This is a genomic window from Priestia endophytica DSM 13796, assembly GCF_900115845.1.
Lineage (GTDB): Bacteria > Bacillota > Bacilli > Bacillales > Bacillaceae_H > Bacillus_I > Bacillus_I endophytica.
The window spans coordinates 14,152-37,023 of the sequence record NZ_FOXX01000016.1 but is presented as its reverse complement, the minus strand read 5'-3'; the positions used below and the strand labels follow the sequence as shown (position 1 = coordinate 37,023).

At 34.5% G+C, this 22,872-nt stretch carries 20 protein-coding genes and 1 pseudogene; 13 read left to right on the top strand and 8 right to left on the bottom strand.

The annotated features are described in order from the left end of the window. Positions 1 to 202: 202 nt before the first annotated feature. Entirely contained in the window at positions 203 to 508 is a 306-nt protein-coding gene (locus tag BM012_RS21635) for an iron-sulfur cluster biosynthesis family protein (RefSeq protein ID WP_061803035.1), read from the top strand. A gap of 396 nt (positions 509 to 904) precedes the next feature. Beyond that, the gene (locus BM012_RS21625) at positions 905 to 1,900 is read left to right on the top strand and encodes an NAD(P)/FAD-dependent oxidoreductase (protein ID WP_061803037.1); all 996 of its coding nucleotides are present in this window, start codon (positions 905 to 907) and stop codon (positions 1,898 to 1,900) included. Positions 1,901 to 2,129: 229 nt separating this feature from the next. Here BM012_RS21625 and BM012_RS21620 read toward each other — a convergent pair whose 3' ends face one another. The 4 genes from BM012_RS21620 to BM012_RS21605 form a co-directional block, all read right to left on the bottom strand. Continuing rightward, a complete protein-coding gene (locus BM012_RS21620; protein WP_061803038.1) occupies positions 2,130 to 3,692 on the bottom strand; it encodes a BCCT family transporter in 1,563 nt (520 codons plus the stop codon). Between the two features lie 428 nt (positions 3,693 to 4,120). After that, a complete protein-coding gene (locus tag BM012_RS21615) occupies positions 4,121 to 5,281 on the bottom strand; it encodes an aromatic ring-hydroxylating oxygenase subunit alpha (RefSeq protein WP_061803039.1) in 1,161 nt (386 codons plus the stop codon). An 83-nt stretch (positions 5,282 to 5,364) separates the two neighbouring features. After that, positions 5,365 to 6,516 carry an N-methyl-L-tryptophan oxidase gene (gene solA, locus BM012_RS21610; protein WP_061803040.1) on the bottom strand — a complete coding sequence of 384 codons (1,152 nt, stop codon included), beginning with the start codon at positions 6,514 to 6,516 and terminating at the stop codon, positions 5,365 to 5,367. Positions 6,517 to 6,548: 32 nt separating this feature from the next. After that, positions 6,549 to 8,975, bottom strand: a complete 2,427-nt coding sequence (locus BM012_RS21605; RefSeq protein ID WP_061803041.1) for a GcvT family protein — start codon at positions 8,973 to 8,975, stop codon at positions 6,549 to 6,551. A gap of 617 nt (positions 8,976 to 9,592) precedes the next feature. Here BM012_RS21605 and BM012_RS21600 point away from each other — a divergent pair. From BM012_RS21600 to BM012_RS21590, 3 genes are read left to right on the top strand one after another with little or no spacing between them, the layout of a single operon-like run. Beyond that, positions 9,593 to 10,477, top strand: coding sequence for a carbon-nitrogen hydrolase family protein (locus BM012_RS21600; protein ID WP_061803042.1), 885 nt, complete (start codon positions 9,593 to 9,595; stop codon positions 10,475 to 10,477). A gap of 12 nt (positions 10,478 to 10,489) precedes the next feature. Then, on the top strand, positions 10,490 to 11,194 hold the full coding sequence (locus tag BM012_RS21595) for a GNAT family N-acetyltransferase (protein WP_061803043.1): 705 nt from the start codon (positions 10,490 to 10,492) through the stop codon (positions 11,192 to 11,194). Continuing rightward, positions 11,181 to 11,852 carry a hypothetical protein gene (locus tag BM012_RS21590; protein WP_061803044.1) on the top strand — a complete coding sequence of 224 codons (672 nt, stop codon included), beginning with the start codon at positions 11,181 to 11,183 and terminating at the stop codon, positions 11,850 to 11,852. The genes BM012_RS21595 and BM012_RS21590 overlap by 14 nt, the downstream gene beginning before the upstream one ends. 529 nt (positions 11,853 to 12,381) lie before the next feature. Here the strand turns inward: BM012_RS21590 and BM012_RS21585 are convergent. From BM012_RS21585 to zwf, 3 genes and pseudogenes are all read right to left on the bottom strand, one after another. Continuing rightward, positions 12,382 to 12,660: pseudogene (locus BM012_RS21585) on the bottom strand (glucose-6-phosphate isomerase); the annotation flags it as partial. Between the two features lie 37 nt (positions 12,661 to 12,697). Beyond that, positions 12,698 to 13,609: a phosphogluconate dehydrogenase (NAD(+)-dependent, decarboxylating) gene (gnd, locus tag BM012_RS21580; RefSeq protein WP_061803046.1), complete on the bottom strand. Its 912-nt coding sequence runs from the start codon at positions 13,607 to 13,609 to the stop codon at positions 12,698 to 12,700. Positions 13,610 to 13,733: 124 nt separating this feature from the next. After that, positions 13,734 to 15,248 carry a glucose-6-phosphate dehydrogenase gene (gene zwf / locus BM012_RS21575; protein ID WP_061803047.1) on the bottom strand — a complete coding sequence of 505 codons (1,515 nt, stop codon included), beginning with the start codon at positions 15,246 to 15,248 and terminating at the stop codon, positions 13,734 to 13,736. Between the two features lie 179 nt (positions 15,249 to 15,427). On the opposite strand from zwf, the gene BM012_RS21570 reads away from it, so the two are divergent. From BM012_RS21570 to BM012_RS21550, 4 genes are all read left to right on the top strand, one after another. Continuing rightward, positions 15,428 to 15,790 (top strand): transcriptional activator HxlR, encoded by a 363-nt coding sequence (locus tag BM012_RS21570; protein WP_061803048.1) that lies wholly within the window; start codon positions 15,428 to 15,430, stop codon positions 15,788 to 15,790. 388 nt (positions 15,791 to 16,178) lie between these two features. Next, complete coding sequence (gene hxlA, locus BM012_RS21565) at positions 16,179 to 16,820, top strand: 3-hexulose-6-phosphate synthase (RefSeq protein ID WP_061803049.1); 642 nt, start codon at positions 16,179 to 16,181, stop codon at positions 16,818 to 16,820. 16 nt (positions 16,821 to 16,836) lie between these two features. Further along, the gene (gene hxlB / locus BM012_RS21560) at positions 16,837 to 17,394 is read left to right on the top strand and encodes a 6-phospho-3-hexuloisomerase (protein ID WP_061803056.1); all 558 of its coding nucleotides are present in this window, start codon (positions 16,837 to 16,839) and stop codon (positions 17,392 to 17,394) included. Positions 17,395 to 18,036: 642 nt separating this feature from the next. Continuing rightward, positions 18,037 to 18,294, top strand: coding sequence for a SunI/YnzG family protein (locus BM012_RS21550; protein ID WP_040060095.1), 258 nt, complete (start codon positions 18,037 to 18,039; stop codon positions 18,292 to 18,294). A gap of 118 nt (positions 18,295 to 18,412) precedes the next feature. Here the strand turns inward: BM012_RS21550 and BM012_RS21545 are convergent, their stop codons facing one another. Next, a complete protein-coding gene (locus BM012_RS21545; RefSeq protein WP_061803051.1) occupies positions 18,413 to 18,874 on the bottom strand; it encodes an Lrp/AsnC family transcriptional regulator in 462 nt (153 codons plus the stop codon). A gap of 151 nt (positions 18,875 to 19,025) precedes the next feature. Between BM012_RS21545 and BM012_RS21540 the strand changes: the two genes are divergently transcribed. The 4 genes from BM012_RS21540 (at position 19,026) to BM012_RS26965 (ending at position 22,303) form a co-directional block, all read left to right on the top strand. Continuing rightward, positions 19,026 to 20,348 carry an APC family permease gene (locus BM012_RS21540; protein WP_061803052.1) on the top strand — a complete coding sequence of 441 codons (1,323 nt, stop codon included), beginning with the start codon at positions 19,026 to 19,028 and terminating at the stop codon, positions 20,346 to 20,348. After that, positions 20,341 to 20,985: a LysE family transporter gene (locus BM012_RS21535; protein ID WP_061803053.1), complete on the top strand. Its 645-nt coding sequence runs from the start codon at positions 20,341 to 20,343 to the stop codon at positions 20,983 to 20,985. Before BM012_RS21540 ends, BM012_RS21535 begins: the two co-directional genes overlap by 8 nt. 501 nt (positions 20,986 to 21,486) lie before the next feature. Continuing rightward, the gene (locus tag BM012_RS21530) at positions 21,487 to 22,116 is read left to right on the top strand and encodes a TetR/AcrR family transcriptional regulator (protein WP_061804512.1); all 630 of its coding nucleotides are present in this window, start codon (positions 21,487 to 21,489) and stop codon (positions 22,114 to 22,116) included. 22 nt (positions 22,117 to 22,138) lie between these two features. Next, positions 22,139 to 22,303 carry a DUF2197 domain-containing protein gene (locus BM012_RS26965; protein WP_064504996.1) on the top strand — a complete coding sequence of 55 codons (165 nt, stop codon included), beginning with the start codon at positions 22,139 to 22,141 and terminating at the stop codon, positions 22,301 to 22,303. Positions 22,304 to 22,872: the final 569 nt, after the last annotated feature.

Genomic DNA, 22,872 nt, shown 5'->3' with positions numbered 1-22,872 from the left:
CCAGAAATAGAGATGAGAGAAAGCCTCCTTTCATTTCTGGTAGTTTAAATAAATTAGAATCAATACTAGATATAACTATCTTAAATATGATGGCTTTAATTTTATATCACATTTATAGAAGCAAAAGTGATGAAACATTCAATTGATTATATATGTAAATTAGAGTAAATCCAATTTAAATATAAAAAAAGGAGAAAAATCAATGCTTCTCACACTAACAGAGGCAGCTTCCAAGCAATTAAAAACAATGAAGCTACAAAAAGAGCAAACTCCTCGTATTGATACTGATATAACTGGAGGATGCGGGATGTCCATCAAGTTCACGCTTATAATTGATGGACCACGCCGAAACGATATGCTTTTAAAATATGATGGCTTTCAAATTCGTGTAGATCAGTTTACAAAAAGGTATTTAAACGAAGAAATCCAGATTGATTATAAAGATAAAGAAGGTTTTCTTGTTGGAGAAAGTTTTGCCTCAAGTGCATGTGCTTTTGAGTTTGATTAATCAAGAATATAGAACTTAACTTTGACCAATTATGACTCTAAAGAATAGGAGAAGATTATGACAGGGACAAATCTTGTATCCCATATTAATAATAATATATTGGCTATTCTGTGGATATTGCTTTTTTTAAAAAGTAAAAAGGAGAATAGTTTAAGAGCTGGACATATTATATTGCTCATTTTTTCCTTTATTATATTATCCAATTCAATATATAAAACTTTTATAATGTTGACTGGTTTCCTTTAATTAAATCTTATTTAATCTTTTAATTTTAAAAGAGAACAATTAGAAGAAATTTATAACAAGTTTGAATAACTGAACAATGTACAGGGAGTGTTATAGGCGAAAGGGAGATAAAGATACCGTACATATAAAGTACATGGAGAGGTGATAAACATGACAAATGATAAGGATATTTATGATATTACGATCATTGGGGGAGGTCCAACAGGTTTATTTACAGCTTTTTATGGAGAAATGAGGCAGGCAAAAGTTAAAATTATTGAAAGCCTGCCTCAACTAGGTGGACAGCTCACAGCTCTATATCCAGAGAAATATATTTATGATGTTGCTGGATTCCCTAAAATTCGAGCACAAGAATTGATTTCTAACTTAAAAACACAGATGAAACCATTTAATCCTACAATTTGTTTAGGAGAATCTGTAGAACAACTTGAAAAACAAATGGACGGAACTTTTAAATTAACAACCAATTATAGTGTTCATTATTCTAAAACTATTATTATTACGGCCGGGAATGGGGCCTTTCAACCACGTAAATTAGACTTGGAGAATTCTGAAGTATTTGAATCATCTAACCTTCACTACTTTGTTGAAGATATGAATCAATTTGCAGGAAAGAAAGTTGTCCTGTTTGGAGGAGGAGATTCAGCTGTGGATTGGGCACTTATGTTAGAACCAATCGCTGAGAAAGTGATATTGGTACATCGTCGTGATAAGTTTCGTGCCCATGAACATAGTGTAGAAAACTTGCTAAAATCTTCGGTTGGGATTAAAACACCTTATTTTCCTTCTCAACTTATAGGGGATCAATCCATTACTGAAGTAGTACTAGAACATGCAAAAAATGGCCGAAAAGAAGTATGGGAAGTAGACGATGTTATTGTAAACTACGGATTTATCTCTTCTCTAGGTCCTATTAAAGAATGGGGCCTTAAAATTGAGAAAAATTCGATTGTAGTCAACTCTAAACAAGAGACCAATATTCCAGGTATTTATGCAGCTGGAGATATTTGTACTTATGAGGGCAAAGTGAAATTAATTGTGGCAGGGTTTGGAGAAGGTCCAACAGCTGTTAATAATGCGAAAACGTATATAAATCCAAAAGAAAGAGTCCAACCTCTTCATAGTACCTCCTTATTCACTCAATAGATGAAGATAATATAAATAGTTGATTGATAAATTCTTTTTGGTTTGGCAGATGTCACCCTTTGGTGAGTTTGCCTATTTTTTATTATGGACATAACTTTTATGACATAGATAATGTAAATCTCTACATTGTAGTCAAGATTCTTATCTATAGTTATAAGATAAAGGTTAAAAACATACGAAAGAGCCAAGTCTTTCTAAAAAAAGCGCTTGGCTGCCAAGAACAACTTGTCTATAGTGATACTCTTTTTTCTTTGCTACTATCAATCTTTAAATTATCTTCATGAACTTGATTACTTCTAATTTCGTCAGCTTCAATCTTTAATTCCTTTAATAATGACCAGCATACAAATATTAAAATAATGGCCAAGGGGAATGCAACTATAAGAGAAGCAGTTTGAAGTATATTCAATCCACCAATTAAAAGTAGAACAGCTGCAGTTATTGATTGAATGAGACCCCAAGTAATTTTAATTTTAGTAGAGGGATTTAACTTTCCTCTTTCACTAAGCATGCCTAATACAAAAGTTGATGTATCAGCAACTGTTATATAATAAATGATAACGACTGTAAATCCTATGAAGCTTAACATAGAACTTGCAGGCAAATAATCAAAGAAATTAAAAATAGATAAATCTATATTAGAAGTGATTTGTTTTGCTAATTCACGATGACCTAGATTTTGAATAATATGAAGAGCTGATCCACCAAAAATAGAAAACCATGCATAGGTACCAATTGCAGGGACAAGTAGAACCCCAATTACAAATTCACGAATAGTTCTCCCTTTAGAAATTCTCGCGATAAACATACCTACGAAAGGACACCAAGCAATCCACCAAGCCCAATAAAACAAAGTCCAATTTCCAATCCATTTACTGTCACTGAAAGGTGCCATTTGCAAACTCATATTAATATAATCATTTAAATAACTTCCTACTGAATCAGAGAAAATTTTAAAGATTGGGAAAGTAGGACCGAGTAGTAAAACTAATAACATAATAAAAAAAGATAGGAGGATGGCAGCATTCGATAGATACTGAATTCCTTTTTCTAACCCAGTACTTATAGAAATGATAAATAGAACAGTTCCTATTCCAATGACGGAGAGTTGTAAGGGGACAGTATTTGGAATATTAAATAAGGCTTGAAAAGCTGCTGAAATTTGCAAAGCCCCTAGACCCAAAGATGTTGCGATTCCAAATACAGTGGCAACGACTGAAAAAATATCAATGGCTTTTCCTATTGGACCATGGATTTTATTCTTAAGTATAGGATAAAAAACAGAGCTAATTGTGGCTGGTAGACCTTTTTTAATTTGAAAATAAGCAAGAGCTAAGCCAAGAACGGTGTAAATAGCCCAAGGCTGTAATCCCCAATGGAAAAAGGAGTATTTCATCGCCGTGTTAGCTGAATCGGCTGTATACCCCTTACCATAAGGAGGATTCACGTAATGGGTAACTGGTTCAGCCACTCCCCAGTAAATGATACCTACACCCATCCCAGCACCAAATAGCATGGCAAGCCAAGAACCTGTTTTGAATTCAGGTTTCTCATTTTCTTTTCCTAACCTAATCTTTCCATACTTTGAAAATAACAAATAGACTGAAAAGACTACTAGAAAAAAGGTTATATCCATGTATACCCAACCCAAATCATTGATAATTAAATTATAAATCAATGTTGTAATTTTCTTGAAATTTTTTGTGAAAATTCCTCCCCAAATGATAAAGGTAACAGTCAAAAAAACTGATATATAAAACACACTATGCCTATTTAAAATTTTATTTAGCATGGCTACTAAATTCTCCTTCCCTGTTTTGGCTCAATATTATTCCTAATATCATAACTGCTCTTACTTGATTAAAAAGGTAAGAATGGATGGTACCTAAATTAGTATTACCACATAGAAAAGAGCTGATTTCGGAAACTAGAAAAAGAGATAGTATAACCATCCAAACTAATAATAAAAATTTTCAGAAATCTAAATTGAAATAAGGATATATATCTGATATAATAGGTAACGATTGTTAATGAGTAATATATTTTTTCCTAAATATATTAAGTTTAATGCTCTTTTACTAATTAAATACTTTTCATACATTGTTAATATCAATAATAGTCTTTACTAATTGGGCTTTCATATCTAAAATTTTCCCTTCCTTCCCTTTATGAAAATAAAGGAAGAGAAAATTCTGATATGTAAAGACTGCCAAGCCAAATTTATTTATTACTCATTTCCATTTTCATACCAATTGCTTCTAGTACGTAATCATAAAAGTGAGAAACATGCTGTTCAATTGGTACTAAGATACCACCATCTTTATATGCTTTTGATCCCATATTTTCTTGACACCATTCACAAGCCTCAAAATCTTGGAGGTTTACACGATGAAATAATTCTACAGCGTCCTTTGGATCAAAGTCTGGCTTAGCTATCTCTTCTGGATCAAATAACCATTCACAAATAACTTTTGATTTCTCAGCGCTAATTGGAATAATGCGATGAATAATGACATGATCCGGCGTTAAATTAATAAATACAAGTGGAAGAATAGTTATCCCAAAATATGTGCGATCATCCTCTGGAAGTAGCCCTTTTAACATCGGACGACTTTCTTTACCGTTGATTGAAAAAGCATTTACGTTATCATCAAATTTAGCTCCGCCACCAACTGAGTTTTGTGTCCCAACTCCTGAACGAAATTCTGGCAGAGCAGCTGTAAGTTCAGGGTGAATAGAAGAACAATGGTAGCATTCTTGGAAATTCTCTACAATAAGCTTCCAGTTTGCTTCTACCTCATACTCTTTACGATGCGCTACCTGTAAATTATGAATTTGATATCTAGAAAAGGTATCAAGCTCACCAAAACGTTCAAGAATTTGTGCATCTAAGCTTTTTTCAATTGATTCAGGATTTTCAGATAAATTCACCCAAATCATCCCATGCCATACTTCAAGATGGACTGATTCTAAACCATAGTTTTCATTATTAACTAGTTCTTCTCGACAATGACTTGTATTAGGGACTCCAATTAAGGAACCATCAAGACTATAAGTCCATGAATGATAAGGACAACGAATAGCGCCTGTTTTTCCAGATGAATCACTACAAAGCTTTGCTCCTCGATGGCGACATGCGTTTAAAAAAGCTCGTAGCACAGAATCCTTTCCTCTAACAATCAAGACATTTTCATTTTCCACTTTTGTTGCGATATATTGACCTGGCTTTTCTACCTCATATGCAAATCCAACCAAAATCCATGATTTAGAAATAATATTTTCTTTTTCTAGTTTAAAAATTGTTGGAGAGGTATATAATTCACCCTTCAATGTAGACTTAATTCTACCTTTATCGTTTATAATATTGTGTTCCATTACCATCTATTATTCCCCCATTATCCTCTTAAAAAGTTTAAATAAAATATTTTCAAAAATAGATAAGCTAACTTATATATTTAAAAGATTTATTGATAGATAAAACGCTTTGGGCTAAATAAATCAATTGGATGATCCGTTTCTCCTTTTATCACCAAATCTGATAAAATCTCCCCTACTACACTTGCAAATTTAAATCCGTGTCCTGAGAATCCAGCTGCAACAGCCACTTGTGGATGATTTGGATGAAGTGAAACAACAAAATGTTCATCTGGTGTATTTGTATACATGCAGGTTTTCCCTTGTAAAAATCGACCATTTAGCTGTGGAATACCTTGAGCTAGATATTCTCGCATCATTTCTACTTCTTCTTCGTATATGTTTCGATCAATGCTTTCTGGAGTACATAATTTCCCTTTACGGAAAAAAGCGATTTTTGCTCCTTCAGCATGTAACCCATGAGAAGGAAAACCATATAATTGCACATTATCGTCTGCTTCCCATATATAAATAGGATGTTTTCCTACACGGAAAGAATCAATACCCTGTGTTGGCTCAAAGAACATCTGTATATGGCGTTCTACTTGCAAGTTTACTCCTAATTCTTTTAATAACTGCGGTGCCCAAGCTCCTGCAGAAATGATTATTTTTCCAGCTTCATACGTTCCATTAGTTGTCACAACACGTACCCCTTCACCAGAAGGATGTGCCTCCCACGATTGAACCTCTTCAAAGAAACGAAGTTCAGCCCCATACTTTTCTGCTTGAAGGAGATGGCTATATACACTTAATTCAGGTCTAACAAATCCAGCTTTTTCTTCGTATAATGCTATTGTTTGAGGTGATGGACTAAACATTGGGAAACGTTTAAGGATGTCGTTTGCTTCCAAAATCTCATAAGGTAGGTTCCATCTTTTTGCACTATCGATACTACCAGATACCGTTAAGCTTTCTAGCGGGCCTAACATTAAGCCCCCTGTAATCGTGAGAATCTCATTTCCACTTTCTCGCTCAATTTCATCCCATAACTCATATGCACGAAGCAGTAATGGTACATATGCAGGATCTTCAAAATAAGATTGTCGAATAATACGTGAACCGCCGTGACTAGACCCTTGGTCGTGAGCTGGACCAAATTGTTCAATCCCAAGTACCCGTTGACCTTTCTTTGCTAATTGATACGCAGCTGTGCTCCCCATTGCTCCTAAACCAATGATAATAACATCATAGTGTGTTGACATAGTCATTCCCCCTAAAATTTTTCACTTAATAGTTAAATAACAACAGTTGAATCTTTCATAACTTGTGCTGTATATGTTTTTCCGAAATATTCAACATCTAAAGTAGCCTCTTCATTTACATTTTCAGGAAATAGCAACGCATATACAATTCCTTTCCCTAAGCTGTATGAATATCCAGCACTTGTCACAAAACCAACTACTTTTTCTTTAGAAAATACCGGTTCATATCCCATTACAACCACGGTTGGATTATCCAGTATTAATGTCACCAATATTAATTTAGGGCCTTTTTCTTTACGGTCTATCAGTGCCTTTCTTCCGATGAAAGTGGGTTTATTAAGATCAATCATATGATCAAGTCCAATTTCATATGGATCATGTTCACTCCAGAAATCTTTACTACTTCTTAACGTAAATGACTCAATTCGAAGAGCTTCAAGGGCACGATCACCTGCAGCGATAAGCTTATAAGGACGCCCTGTTTCAAATAGTAAATCCCATAATTGCAACCCTTGGTCATTAGTCGTTGATAATTCCCAACTATCCATTCCAGCATAGGAATTGTATACAGCTAGAACTGGAATATTACCGATTAATAATTCTTTAGCGCTTTGACTTGTCCATTTATTTTCTACAAAAACGTCAGAATCAAGAGATTGGAGCATTTCCTTCGCTTTAAGGCCTATAACACATAAACTACACGTTTCTGCTGTTACATCTTGAATAACAACCTGACTAGATGCTGACAATTGTTTTTGTATCCAGCTAGCTTCTACCGGTCCTGTACAAAGAACATGAAAAGCAGAAGTCGCTTTACGGATGACCTTTATCTCATCTTTTATTCCAGCTAATTCATGTAACATTAATGTATTTATTGCATGCCCAATTGGGATATCAATATTACTTGTCGTTAATTGTTGTAAAAACTCGACTACTCCATCTCCTTTAATTTCTAAACGTTTTTTTGTTGCCGTTACATCATAAAGTCCAATATGTTGGCGTGTGTGCAATTGTTCAGCTTCAATAATTGGTGACCAATATTTGGCTGCCCAACCCTTTCGTTTTAAGATTGTTTTTTCATATACGCTCACTAACGAATCATTAGCTTCATACCATTGCGGCTGCTCCCATCCGTTTTTTTCGTTAAAATAAGCTCCCAGTGTTTTTTGTCGCATATAATATGGACTTACACGTATATTGCGTGATGTCTCTGGTGGCATGGACGGATGATGAATATCGTATACTTTTTCGTAATTTTCAATGGATCGCGGTTTATAATAATCTGGACTTTGTGCATACGTATCAAAACGATTAATATCGCATAATTCTAAATCAACGGTTGGAGCACCATTAACAATCCATTCAGCCATTTGCCTAGCTACACCTGCAGAATGAGTAACCCATATTGCTTCTGCTACCCAGAAACCACGAACTTTTTGTGACTCTCCAAGCAATGGCATTCCATCAGGTGTGAATGAAAAAATCCCATTTATTCCTTTTTTTATTCCTGCTTGTTTTAATGATGGAATAAATTCAGTAGCATCCTGCCACGGTTTTTCAAAATCTTCTGGTGTGAACGCCTTTACAGATGGCATTTCTTTTGCTTCCCCATATTTCGTAATTTCATTAAGCTCAACAGGAAGCGGTCGATGTTGATATGAGCCAATACCTAAACCATTGAATACTTGACGAAAATATATAGAACTATCTTGTTGACGAATAAGTGGCATAGTTACTTCTTCTTCTTCTTCAGCTAATTCTTCTAATTCATTCGTAAACACGTATTGATGGGCCATTGGCTGAAGGGGTATAGTTACACCTACCATCTCTCCAATATGTGGTCCCCAGAACCCTGCACAGCAAATAATCAAATCGGCTTCAAATTTTCCAGCACTTGTTTCTACTGCTTTTACTTGACCATCCACTACTTCTATATTTGTGACTTCTGTATTTCCGTAAAATTTAGTATCACAAGACTTCGAGAAACTAGTCATTTGATCAACAGCATTAAGTGGTTTAGCAATTCCATCTGATGGAACATAAAGTCCTCCATAAATGTTATCTCTGTTGATTAACGGACTCTTTTCACAACATTCCTCTGGTGAGAGAACAAATGCATCTATTCCCCACGAACTAGCTACTCCAGCTTTTCTTTTTAAATCTTCTAAACGATCTGATGTATGTGCAACTTCAAGACTTCCAACCGAATAGAAAGAGCGTTGTGCATCTGTACTTAATGATTTAAAGGTCTCAACCGTTTGAGAGGCTAAGGTTGTAAGTACTTTAGAAAAACTAACTTGAAATACAAGACCTGGGGCATGAGAGGTTGATCCTCCTGTTTCAAACAGTGGTCCCTGTTCAATGACCGTAACGTCTCGTTGTCCCATTTTGTTTAAATAATAAGCCGTACTACATCCAACTACACCAGCTCCGATAATGACAATTTTCTTTTGTTTCATAACTCCAAGTACCACTCCTTCTTGTCAAATAAATGTTAAATCTTGTCGGTGGATTCATTATATTTCTAATGTTCATATTTTTTGCAACATTTTGTAATAAAAGTTGACATGGATTTTTTTATTACATAACTATCCACAATGTTCGAAAAACAAGATTCTTATTTTCTTATTCGCATAAAATCAAAGAGCGATTAAACGAAATCACGAACTTTTAGAAGAAAAGCTATCTAAAAAAGATGAATATTATAGTTGGCATTTACTCAAATTTAATCCTACCTTTAGTAGATTAATTGAAAAAATACATTTTAATAAATGTTTAAAGAAGTAAACTACAATAAACTGCTTCCCTTATACAGAATAGTCCTTATTTTTCGACAGTATACTTTTATTCACTATATGTTTTGAAAGTGCGTACTTTTTTTTCTGTAAATTCTAACTCATAATGACTTTATATTATCCAAACTAACTTTATTTAAAGAATGAGAAGCCATTAAACTTTGCATACATTCCAAAAGTAAAAGAGATTTCAAAATAAAACACACAAGTATTAGAAAATAGTCACTTCAGTTGGTCTTAATGAAGGACTTAAAGCAGTAAAAGAAAGGAGAATGAATCCTATGAAACTAAGAGTCTCAGCAGTTCAATATCATCTTCATACCATACAATCTTTTGAAGAATTTGCTTATCAAGTGGACCATTATGTAAAAACAGCAGGGGAATTTGGAGCAGAATTTATTATGTTTCCTGAATTCTTCACTACGCAACTTATGTCTATTGGCGACGATCAAGGAAAGGCTTTAGCAATTCACGAATTGCCTAATTTTACTGAGCAATATCGCTCATTATTTATAAATCTAGCTATTAAATCAAACACACACATTATTGCAGGTACTCATGTTCTTCGAAAAGATAACAAGCTATATAATGTAGCTCACTTATTCTATCCAGATGGAAGAGTAGCGGAACAGGCAAAGCTTCATATGACGCCAACAGAGTTACAGGAATGGAATATGACACCTGGTGAAGATTTACACGTATTTAAGACAAACAAAGGCACGATTGCAATGTTAACGTGTTACGATATTGAATTCCCTGAGATTGTTCGCATTGCAAAGGCGAAAGGTGCAGATGTTATTTTCTGTCCTTCCTGCACAGACGACCGACACGGATTTCATCGAGTTCGATATACAAGCCATGCAAGAGCTATTGAAAATCAAGTATACGTAGTAAGCTCTGGTACAGTTGGTTCTTTACCTACTGTTGATTTCATGCGAGCTAATTTTGGTCAAGCTGCAGTTATAACACCAAACGATATACCATTTCCTCCTAAAGGTCTTTTGGTAGAAGGAGAAATTAATCAAGATATGATTGTCACAACTGATTTAAATTTAGAACTGTTATATCAGGTTCGTGAAAGTGGATCTGTTACTACATGGAGAGATCGCAGAACAGACCTTTATCCAGATTGGAAAGCTAAAGAAGAGGTTCCTACACGTCTATAAGGAGGCATGACTGTGTACCATAAGGAGTTTTTTGTCTTTGATCAGGGCCGACCCATTCCGGCGTTAATTAGAAATTATGAACAAAAAGACTTTCTGGATTTAATTCGTATCCAGCAAGAATGTTTCCCTCCGCCATTCCCCTCTGAATTGTGGTGGAATACACAGCAACTATATAACCATGTTTCTCTCTTTCCTGAAGGAGCTTTATGTGTAGAAGTAAATAATGAAATTGTTGGATCAATGACTGGACTGCTTATTGATTTCCATTTATCTAGTCCTGGTCATACTTGGAAGGAAGTTACTAGTAATGGATACATTACAAATCATAATCCTAATGGAAATACATTGTATGTTGTAGATATTAGTATAAGCCCTTACTTTCGAAAACTAGGATTAGGAAAATGGCTCATGTCTTCTATGTATGATGTGGTTATTCACAAGGGACTGGAGCGTTTACTGGGTGGCGGAAGAATGCCTGGATACCATAAATACGCGCATAGAATGACACCAGAAGTATATATAGAATTACTTTTAAATGGTGAGTTAAAGGATCCAGTTATTACATTTCTTCTCCATTGCGGTCGAACTCCAATTAAAGTAATAGCAAACTATTTAGAGGATAAAGAATCCTGTAATCACGCTATACTAATGGAATGGAACAATCCATTTATTCACAATAACTCAAGTAGGGAGAAGAAGAAAAATGGAATATCGTAGAATAACAGGCATAGAAGACCCTTTATTTAAACAAATGCACCAATTAATGCAACAAGTATTTCCCACAGAAGAGGTATTAGAATTTAATCTTTGGAAAGAACCATTAGAAGATATAGGGATTCGTGTTTTTATTGCTGTTAAAGATAACAAGGTAGTAGGGGCGACAGAATATCGATATTATGAAGACTTTAATGTGGCAATGACAGACTTTACGATTATTGGTAAAGATGGGCTTGGCGTTGGTGCATTTTTAGCACAAAAGAGATTAGTCGACTTAAATATGTTAGCCTCTGCTAACGGAAAGAAACTGCGTGGTATGTTTGCTGAAATCTATGACCCTTGTAAAGTAGAACAATATGAATTTGGTAGTATTAAATCAATGAATCCATATGTTCGTCGAGAAGTTTTATCTCATCTAGGTTATAAACGGCTTAATTTTTCTTATGTTCATCCATCTTGGAAAAATGACGGAGAAGCTGTATCTGGTCTTGACTTGTGTTTTCTTCCTATTGACCATAAGGAGGATGAGTTAAATAGCAGTCTTATTGTACAATTTTTGAGACGTTACTATTCTGTCCTACCAAATAAACCAAGGTATTGGGAAGAAATGATTAAGGATTTAGAAGAGAAAAAATCCATAGAATTATTATCTATGTAATTTATATAAGGGGAGCTATAAAAATATAGAATGCATCTGTAGACTGTTTATATTACTCTTTCTTTAACATCTTAAGGCATAAAAAATAAAAGACAGGAATGAAACTAACTTTTATATCCATGCTAAAGCTCGTATTCAAATAAGAGACTCGTCAAAAGAAAGGCTTCTATTGTAGAAGTATCCCTTTCCTTTTTGACGAGTTCCTTCTATTAAAATACATTTTCGTTTTTCATACTAATCAATTCCTTTTTAGATCCAAAATCGATACGTTCAACATTTAGAGATTCCTCGCAATCACTTGAATTTTTTGCTCAAGAAATCAATTTTTAGCTACGTTGTTTATGAACTGTATTAAAGCTTTATTATTTTTAAAGTATATTAGATTTAAGGAAGATATACTTATTTTTGTAAGGCAAATGAGTAATTAACCTTTTTAAACGCTAGTTATGATATTTTGAATCTAGAGTATATCAATTTACACGTAAGATAAATTATTCCCCATTTCCTGTAAACTATCTACATAACGCTGGGCCTCAATTGCTGCTCTTGCACCTAAATAAGAACCCCCAATACCAATTACAATAAGAGCATCTGACTGACCTTAAATTCTCTCGGCAGCCTGTTTTATTTGTAAAAACTCATCTTTATCATAATTAATCGGGAGGTCCAACCAACCAAGAATGTCAGATCCAGGACCTTTTCTTTCATGAAGACTGTTATGAGCTACTTTTATAAATTCACTTAAATAATCCACTTCACTTTGTCCGAAAAATGATGATGCACTGGAGTAATCAAAAGAGATAGCCATCCTATTTTTCTCCTTCCCATTCACACATTCTTTACTTTTATACACTTGTAACTTTCTCATTTTTTTCGAAAGCATGACCACCAAATTCGTTGCGCAGTGCTGCTACTACCTTTCCTGTGAAGGTATCATCCTCTAATGAGCGATAGCGCATCAATAAAGACATCGCTATAACTGGAGTGGCTGCTTGGAGATCTAAAGCTGTATCAACAGTCCACTTTCCTTCTCCAGAAGAATGCATAATTCCCTTAACCCCTTGTAAGTTTGAATCCTTTGAAAATGCATTTTCAGTCAAATCCATAAGCCAGGATCGAATAACTGAACCATTATTCCATACTCTCGCTACACTTTCATAGTCAAAATTAAATTCACTCTTTTCTAATATTTCAAATCCTTCTCCGATTGCAGCCATCATTCCATATTCAATTCCATTGTGAATCATTTTCAAAAAATGGCCACTTCCTGCTTTCCCTGCATACAAATATCCTTTTTCTACAGCTGTATCTTGAAAAATCGGTTCAACAATTTTCCAAGTTTCAGGATCTCCTCCAACCATATAACAAGCTCCTTTACGAGCACCTTCCGTTCCACCGGAAGTCCCAACATCCATAAAACTTACTCCGACTTTTTTCAAATAATTGTATCGACGAATAGAATCCTTGTAATGGGAGTTCCCTGCCTCAATTATAATATCACCACTATTTAAAGATGGTATTAATTCGTTAATTACTGAATCAACAACTGGGTGTGGAACCATAATCCAAAGAATCCTGGGCTGATCTAATGATTTTACAAGGTCTACTAAATTATATACACCTGTACAACCGTATTTTTTAATTTCGTTGACAGCATTGGTACTTAAATCAAATCCAACTACTTCATGATTATGATCAGTAAGATTTCGGGCTAAATTCAAGCCCATTTTCCCTAATCCAATTAATCCGATTTGCATCTTGAATACCCCCTAAAAATAGCTTTATAAGATATTGGTTGGATAATTTATGACAAACATAGGATTATCAAAAGTCCATTGAATGGTTAACAAACAATTATAGATTTTACTCCTCAGTTTTTATCTACCACCATATGAAACCATCTTCTTTCAACAACTGGTCAGAAGCATCTGGTCCCATAGAACCTGCACTATATGAATGAAGAGGAAGGTCATTATTCTTAAAAGCTTCTAAAATTGGTTGCACCCAACGCCAAGATAACTCCACTTCCTTCCAGCTAGCAAAAAAAGTAGCATCACCTCTTAAAGCATCGAATAATAACAGTTCATAAGCTTCAGGTACATCTTTTTGATCAGATGAAAATTGTGTAAGAATAGGTTCAATTTTATTGTAATTTAAAGCGTTTTTGCTATTTAGTTGCAATGAAATACCTTCGTTTGGACCAATCTCAATCACCAGAATATTAGGGTTTATTTCCCTATTTTCAACAGCATATAAATCATTAAAAGAATTTTTGAACTCTATTACAATACGCGTGCTTTTTTCCTTCATTCTTTTTCCTGTACGAATATAGAATGGTACACCGTTCCAAAAATAATCATCAATCCATAAACGAGCTGCAACAAAAGTATCATTAACCGTGCAGGGTGTAATTCCAGGCTCCTCTTTGTATCCAACAACTGATTCCCCATGAATTTCTCCTGATTCATATTGTCCTCGTACTACATGTAAATCTATTGTTTTTTTTCCTAATGGACGAAGGTTCTCCATAACTTTTATCTTCTGCTCTCGAATATGCTTTGCATTTCTTGATTTTGGAAGATGCATAGCTGTCATCATAAGCAGTTGTAACATATGGTTTTGAACCATGTCTCTAAGTGCGCCTGATTGATCATAATAACTCGCTCGTTCTTCAACTCCAACAGTTTCACTAGCAGTGATCTGAATATTCGAAATACATTGGTTATTCCGTAACACTTGCAGAATAGGATTAGCAAATATTATGGCCTCTAAGTTTTGGACCATCGTTTTTCCAAGGTAATGATCAATACGGTAAATTTCTTCTTCTTTAAAGGTTTGTAATAGTTTTTGATTTAACTCTTGGGCTGATAGTAAGTCATGCCCAAAAGGTTTTTCAATTATAAGACGCTTCCAACCTGTAGTAGAACCTAATCCACTTTGGTTTATATTCGATGTAATCACATCAACAAATTCAGGAGAAACAGATAAGTAGAATAGACGATTTTCAGGAATACTCAATTCTCTTTCTCTTTGTTGAATCATATCAAGTAACTTTTCATATGTTTCCCCATTTGTTACATCCAAGGCGACGTAGCGGAATGCACGAAGAAATTTTTCTATTGATGCAGTGTTACTTTCCAGACGGCGAGAAAATGTCTTTAATGATTCTTCTATATGTGCTTGAAATGTATTATCAGACCAGCTCCTTCTCCCTAAACCAATAATTGAAAAGGAGTGAGGGAATTTTCCATCTAAAAATAAATTATATAAAGCAGGAAAAATTTTTCTTTTAGCTAGATCACCTGTTGCTCCAAACAAGACGAAGGTCATGGAATCTAGTTTCATCTTATTTAGTTCATTGTGATTTCTTTCTTCTAAACGAATGCTACTCGGCATGATTAAGCTTCTCCTCCTTTACTTTTAATCACTTGTTCTAGTATCTTTAAATTATCGCCTTTATGGATTTGAGTATAATGAGTATAACAGGTACAATTTTTGGTTAAAAGTACACACTTTATTTTCATATAGTGTGTAAAAGTATACTGATAGTTGTATAAAATTAGGAGGGAAAAGAAATGGGCCATCTTTGTAACAAAACATTTAACTGTGAAAAGGAATTGACGCTCTCTATTATTGGGGGGAAATGGAAAATGCTTATTTTATGGCATTTAGGAAAAGAGGGAACTAAACGCTTTGGTGAGCTAAAGTCTCTTATGCCAGGTATCACTCAGAGAATGTTAGTTAGCCAATTGAGAGAATTAGAAGAGGATCTTATTGTAAATCGAAAAGTATATCCTGTTGTTCCGCCAAAAGTAGAGTATTCATTAACTGAACAGGGAAGAAGCTTGATGCCAATCCTTGAGTCTATGTATGAATGGGGGAAGACTTATATGAAGACTGTACAAATCAATACGAAAACGACTATTTCTAAAAATTAGAAGGTTATTTACGTCTACTTTATAGACAAATAGTAACTTTTATTGTGTGAAAATTCATAAAATTAAAAATGAGTTAGTTATATAAGCACATGCAGTAATTCTAAGACATTACTGTATGTGCTTTTACATTTTCAAACATTAAAATTGAACCTAGCAGAACTAATAGATTTATAGAACGAGATATTGTAATTTGTAATATCTTGATCCTTTCCTTCCGTTAAAATTACGTATTTTCAGCATTATTTCGTTCGACAATATCAAGTATACATTTTCTCACTATGTGTTTTGGAACTTACTATATGGGTTAAAAGTGCGTACTTTTTTTAAAAGAAATTAGATTTTATAATAAGCGTATCTTCAAAAAATCTAATTAGGGAGTGAAGTATTCATGGAACTTCAATTAGCATTAGATCTTGTGAACATTCCAGAAGCAAAGGGAGTAGTAAGAGAGGTTCAGGAACACATAGATATCGTAGAAATCGGTACTCCAGTTGTTATTAACGAAGGACTTAAAGCAGTAAAAGAAATAAAAGAAGAATTCCCATCTTTAAAAGTTTTAGCTGATTTAAAAATCATGGATGCCGGAGCATATGAGGTAATGAAAGCTTCTGAAGCTGGAGCTAGCATTATTACAATTCTTGGGGCTACTGATGATTCTACTATAAAGGGTGCAGTGGAAGAAGCTAAAAAACAAGGAACACAAATCCTTGTAGATATGATTAATGTAAAGAATCTTGAACAGCGTGCTAAAGAAGTAGATGCACTTGGAGTTGACTATATCTGTGTACATACAGGATATGATCTTCAAGCAGAGGGGGAAACACCTTTCGAACAACTTCAAACAATTAAACGTGTTGTTAAAAACGCGAAAACAGCAGTAGCAGGAGGTATAAAATTAAATACACTCCCAGAAGTAGTCGAATCAAAACCTGACCTGGTAATTGTAGGTGGCGGTATTACAGGTGTAGATGATAAAAATAGTGTTGCAGGTGAAATGAAAAAATTAGTTAAGAAAGCAACACTTGTATAAAGAAATGATTAAAACAATGCAAACTACTGAATACTTAGCTGAAATTATAAAAGAATTAAATCAGACTACTGGCCTAATAGTAGATCATGAAGCTGAAAAATTAGTAGATAGTATTATTAATTCAAAGAAAATCTTTCTAGCTGGTGCTGGAAGATCAGGATTTATGGCCAAATCTTTTACAATGCGAATGATGCACATGGGTTTAGACGCTTATGTAGTAGGTGAAACTGTAACACCTAATCTCAAAGAAGAAGACCTTTTAATTATTGCATCTGGTTCAGGTGAAACAAAGAGTTTGGTCTCTATGGTTCAAAAAGCTAAAGATATAGGTGCAACAGTAGCTAGTGTCACAATTTTTCCTGAATCGACCATTGGAAAGGCATCTGATATTATAGTGAAATTACCTGGTTCCCCTAAAGATAAGGAACAAAGTCAATATAAAACTATTCAGCCTATGGCATCGTTATTTGAGCAAACCCTCTTATTGTTTTTCGATGCTATTATATTGAGGTATATGGAAAAGAAAGAATTAAGCTCGAGTAAAATGTTTACTAGACACGCTAATCTTGAGTAAAAGAATATACGGTAGGGATCTTGAATTTTTTCTAGGTAGACTTATCTTGTGAGATAAATCATACCATTGGATGAATACCCCTTTTGATAAAACGATAATTCTGTTCACATACCGACAGGTTTGAAAGTTAAACTAATGCTTGAATAAAACTAAGAAGCCTTTGCTTACTAAAGCAAAGGCTTCTTTTTGACTAGTTTCTTCTATGACACTATAGAAATTCTAAGTCACGAATACCCAGTTTTACTAAAGGGAATCAGATTCTCCGGTTCCTGTAACATGTTTTATGTAAACTAAGATTGTATATTGTATATATTCATTAACAATAATTATTATTGAAACGAAAATGATAAAGAAACGTATAAAGAGAAGAAAAGAGAAAAGGGGGAAATATACATATGCCTTGTTGTAACCATTGTAACTATAAATGGAAAGCAAAAGATATATGGATACTTAGTCTTTCTAAAAAGGGGAAAGAATGTCCTAACTGTAAAACAAGGCAATTTATCTTACTTAAAGGAAAGGAGCCCTTAATTGGGCTAGGATATTTAAGTGGAATTGTTGCAATACTTTTCATTGTCTTTTTTCCGTTTTTAGCAAGATTATCGGATAATGATGAAACAATGTTATAAAGGTGGGGATAATATGTTTACAGCAGGTATTAAGGTTATAAAAACAGAGGATGAATTAATTATCAAATGGCAACTATCTGAAGTTAAAATTCCTTTAGAAGATATTATCGAAGTTATTGAGGATGAAACTTATGGCGGTCAATCACCAGATAGCATACGTATAGGAACTCCCTATGGAACAACTGATCGAATTATAATTAGGACTAAGCAACATAATTATTTACTGTTTACTACCAATAAATTTACGATATTAAAAGAGATTAATTCCTAAATAAATTCTCTTAACTTTTACTAACGTCTCCTACTATGAAAAAACAGATGTTACAGAACATCTGTTTTTTTAAGTCCGGTAAAATGCGTTATGTTAACTAAAATTTATTTGATATTTATTATTCACTAACTAGCTTTTCTTCCTCGATGTCTGGCAGCAAAGGACGATGGGATACAGAAGATGAAAATATAATAGATGTCGTTACTTGACCATAAGGAATAAGTTTATCTACTAGGGCTTCTAATTGATGCATAGACGCCACTGCGGTTTTCATAAAATAACTATCTGTTCCTGTAACCCGATGACACTCTAAGATATCTTTTTCATTTCTTATTTTATCTTCAAAATTGCGACACTTACATTTTAAACTTCCAATCTGAATAATAGCCTGTACACCTTTTCCGATGGCTTCTGGAGATATACGAGTAGTAAATCCCTCGATTACTCCACTTTCCTGGAGTCGTCTTAAGCGTTCTTTTATGCTAGGACGACTAAGATGTAGTTCTTTAGACAATTGAATAATGGTCATTCTACTATCTTCTTGAAGAAGTTTAAGGATTTTATAATCAATATAGTCCACTCTTTTCACCCTTTTTCACTTTTGTTTATAATTCAGATGATTTTTATCCAAAACTAAAATCTTAAATCCATTATTTGTACATTTCTGCATATAAATATACCTTATTGTTTTCTATAATGCTAGTAAACCTATAGATTAAGGAGGAAGTGGATTGGATAAGTCATCAAAACAAAGTATTTCAGCTTCTCAAGGAGTAGCCCTATATGCTGGTGCTGTATTAGGTTCAGGAATCTTAATATTACCAGGCATAACAGCCGGAATAGCTGGAAGCTATTCACTGATAGCATGGATAGGGATGGTGTTATTAAGTATTCTACTTGCCTGCACGTTTGCCTATCTCTCCATTGAGTACCCTAGTTCAGGAGGAATCGCTACATTTGCTAATAAAGCATTTGGGTATTATACAGGAGCTTTATCTGGATGGTTATTCTTCATAGCTGGAAGCTTTGGGCAAATAATCGTGTCACTAACAGGAGGAATGTACATAGCCTTTGCGTTCGATTTACCAGATTTCTTTGCATACATAATCGCTGTTTTATTACTCATAATCGCTACCGTTGGGAATTATTTTGGGTTAAAGACTAGTGGTAAAGTTCAACTTGTTATCGCTGCTCTCACATTTCTCATCTTACTTTCCACTATTTTGTTATCTCTGCCACACATTCAATACCATCAGTTATCTTTACGTATTAATCAAGACAATATCATGTCAGTGGGACAGTCTGCTATGTTAATATTTTGGTCTTTTTTTGGATGGGAAGCGATATCAAGCTTAGCTCCTGAATTTAAACAACCTAGAAAGAGAAACATTATGTTCTCAACATGGGGGGCTATATGTATAGTGGGTATTTTGTATATCGGAATTGCCTTAGCTGTAGTGGGAACGCAATCCTATACACTAGGAGGGACATCCACTGAACAAGCACTAAATAATGCCTCCTTAGCCGAAGTAGTGAGGAAAGTTGTCGGTTTGAATGGTGCATGGATAACTGGAATAGTGGCTCTTACTATATGTTTAGGTACAACGAATGCATTTATTGCTGGTATTAGCCGTCTAGGCTATTCCTTAGCTCATGATAAATTAGCACCAAAATGGCTAGATAAATATGATAGTAAAAATGCTGTACCTCATAGATCTGTACTTCTAGTTGGTCTATTCTCCGTAGCCGGTGTAGTGATTAGTTTCATTTTAAATATTAGGTTAGATCAACTAGTATTAGTGCCTAATTCATTAGCTATTGCGACATATGTTATTGGTACAGCTGCAGGGGTAAAATTGATTAAGCATAAACTAGGAAAGATATTAGCTTTCTTATCGTGCATCTTATGCTTAGCTGCTTACCCCTTTATAGGAACTTCTGTTGTTATACCTATCAGTGTAGTGATTATTTGTCTTTCCTATATAACATGGAGAAAGAGGAAAGAAAAAAATCGTAATGCATCATCCAATTATAGGGGTGAAACACATGACTAGTGGTCTTTTTAGTTACTTTCTTTTAGGCATTTCCCTATCTGCACCAGTAGGACCTATCAATGTAGCTCAAATCAATAAGGGAATAAAAAATGGATTTTGGAATGCATGGCTTGTAGGAATGGGGGCCATGATTGCTGACGTATGTATGATGCTACTCATTTATCTTGGAATAACACGTATTTTTGAGTATGAAGGTGTCAAACTTGCCATGTGGACTTTGGGATTTATTACATTAGGCTATCTAGGATACGATAGCATTAGAAATGCTTCAGTGAATATTTCTGCAGATATAAATGCTCAAAGCAAAGAATCTTTGAGCCAATCATTTTTATCAGGCTTCTTAATTGCTATATCGAACCCGTTAAATATCGTTTTTTGGGTTGGGATTTATGGATCTATGTTAACAAGCGTTATCAATAAATTAGGAAAACAAGAAGCTATATTGTATAGTACGGCCATATTCGTAGGCATTACATGTTGGGACTTATTCATGGCTACGATTGTTCACTTCGGACGTAAACGATTAAACCTAAATATGTTAAAGTGGGTCTCCATTATAGCCGGTGTGGTCTTAATAGGTTTTGGTCTTACATTTGGATACCAAGCTATAAAGAGTATACTTTCACTTCTAAGCTAAGTCTTTAATAATAGAAAATAGAAATGCACTTGTATCTGGTAACCAGCCCGTAAAAGTATATATAGAGGAAAATAAAAAGCACAAATCCGTTGTTACTGAACAGGTTTGTGCTTTTTTACTTCCTGTAATCAACATTATGGTGCGACAAGAAGTCGCTTTTATATAGTGTGGCTCACGCCACTAGTGCTCATAGGATAAAAGTATATGTTTTTCTAAGAACGTTCGTAATTTAATTTATAACTTAAATGAACACAAAAAAGACTAGATTTCTAATCAAAAAGAAATGACCGTAAAAGTAAACTTTTACGGACGTACACTTTGCGAACGATATGATTGTATTCACTTTTTGTGGAGTGGAAAGGTAATTGTTGGGAAATAATCCATTTCGATCAAAATGGATTCTTTTCATTTGTATAAAGAGGTTTAAAAACCGTTTAGATAATCTTCACCTAAATGGTTTTTTTGTTTGAATTATTTGTACGACTGTACTAAAATAAGAACATGAATAAAAAAAATAAACCGACTAGCAAAAAACAACTGTCATTCATCGAAAAAGCCCGTAGAGCTCAAATTGTGGAATGTGCAATTGAAACAATCGCAGAAGTAGGTTACGCTCAAGCTTCTTTAGGACGGATTGCAAAACGTGCAAATATCAGTAAGGGGGTTATTTCTTATCACTTTGCAAATAAAGAGGAATTATTGGAGCAAATACCTATCGAATACTATATGGCTTGGCAATCATATATTGCTCCACGAATAGAAGCTCAAAAATCTCCTAAAGAAATGCTTCGGGTGTATATTGAATCCAACCTTACATTCGTAGATGAAAACCGGAAGCATGTTTTCGCTGTTATAGAAACGGTTTCTAATCAGAGAACTGCTGATGGTAAACTTCGGTTTGCAGCAGACCATGATGAAGCTATTATACTTCCCATTGAAAATATTCTCACCTTAGGGGTGAAAGAAGGAATTTTCCGGGAATTTACCAGACCATCAGCAAGGGTGATGGCGTTAACAATAAGAAATGCCATTGACGGGTTCACCCTTGAATTAATGAGAAAGCCTCATTTAGATGTTCAGGAATATACTAGAGAACTGGTTACAATCTTCGATAAATCAACTAAAAAGTAATGTGTCATTTAGGGGGGGACCAATGTTTTACTATGAGGTACTTTGTTATAGTTGTAAAAAAACATTCAGAGTATACGAAGGTTCACTAAAATATAAACAATTTAAGGAAAGAAAGAGTAAGATTTTTTGTTGCGAAGATTGTAGTCATAAAATACGCATTGATGCAATTAAAAATTTCTTTAGATAGTTTTTTGGGGAGAGTCCAATTAATAGATTGTGAAATAATGTACTTCAACTTACGGATGCGTTAGCATAACAAGCCAAATCAAAAAAATCGGTTCCTAAACGTTATAAGGAACCGATTTTTCTATGTTGTAATTTTCCTAATGTTGTAAACCTGCATTTTCCTGATGATACCCCTAGTAGAAATTGTACCTAATCCAATTTACACGTAAAGAACCTTGAAATGGTAATAAAACCCTCAAACTCATTGTAATTCAAAGAGTTTGAGCTTTTATTACTTCCTGTAATCAACATTATGGTGCGACAAGAAGTCGCTTTTATATAGTGTGGCTCACGCCACTAGTTTAGACGCAAAAACTATCCCTGTCCAAAACTGCGTGTCTGGCAACGGATTCGTGGGTTGCATGCGGAAATGCGGAAACAGAGAGCCAGTGCACGGCTCGGAACACTGCTAGGGGAAGATGAGTATGGTGAACGCAAGTGAAGGTTTGTAAGCTTCGTAATGATTAGCTCAAGATAGTGCACAGGTTTGCTTGGGTATTGGCAAGAGGAAAAGTAGATTCATAATGCTAC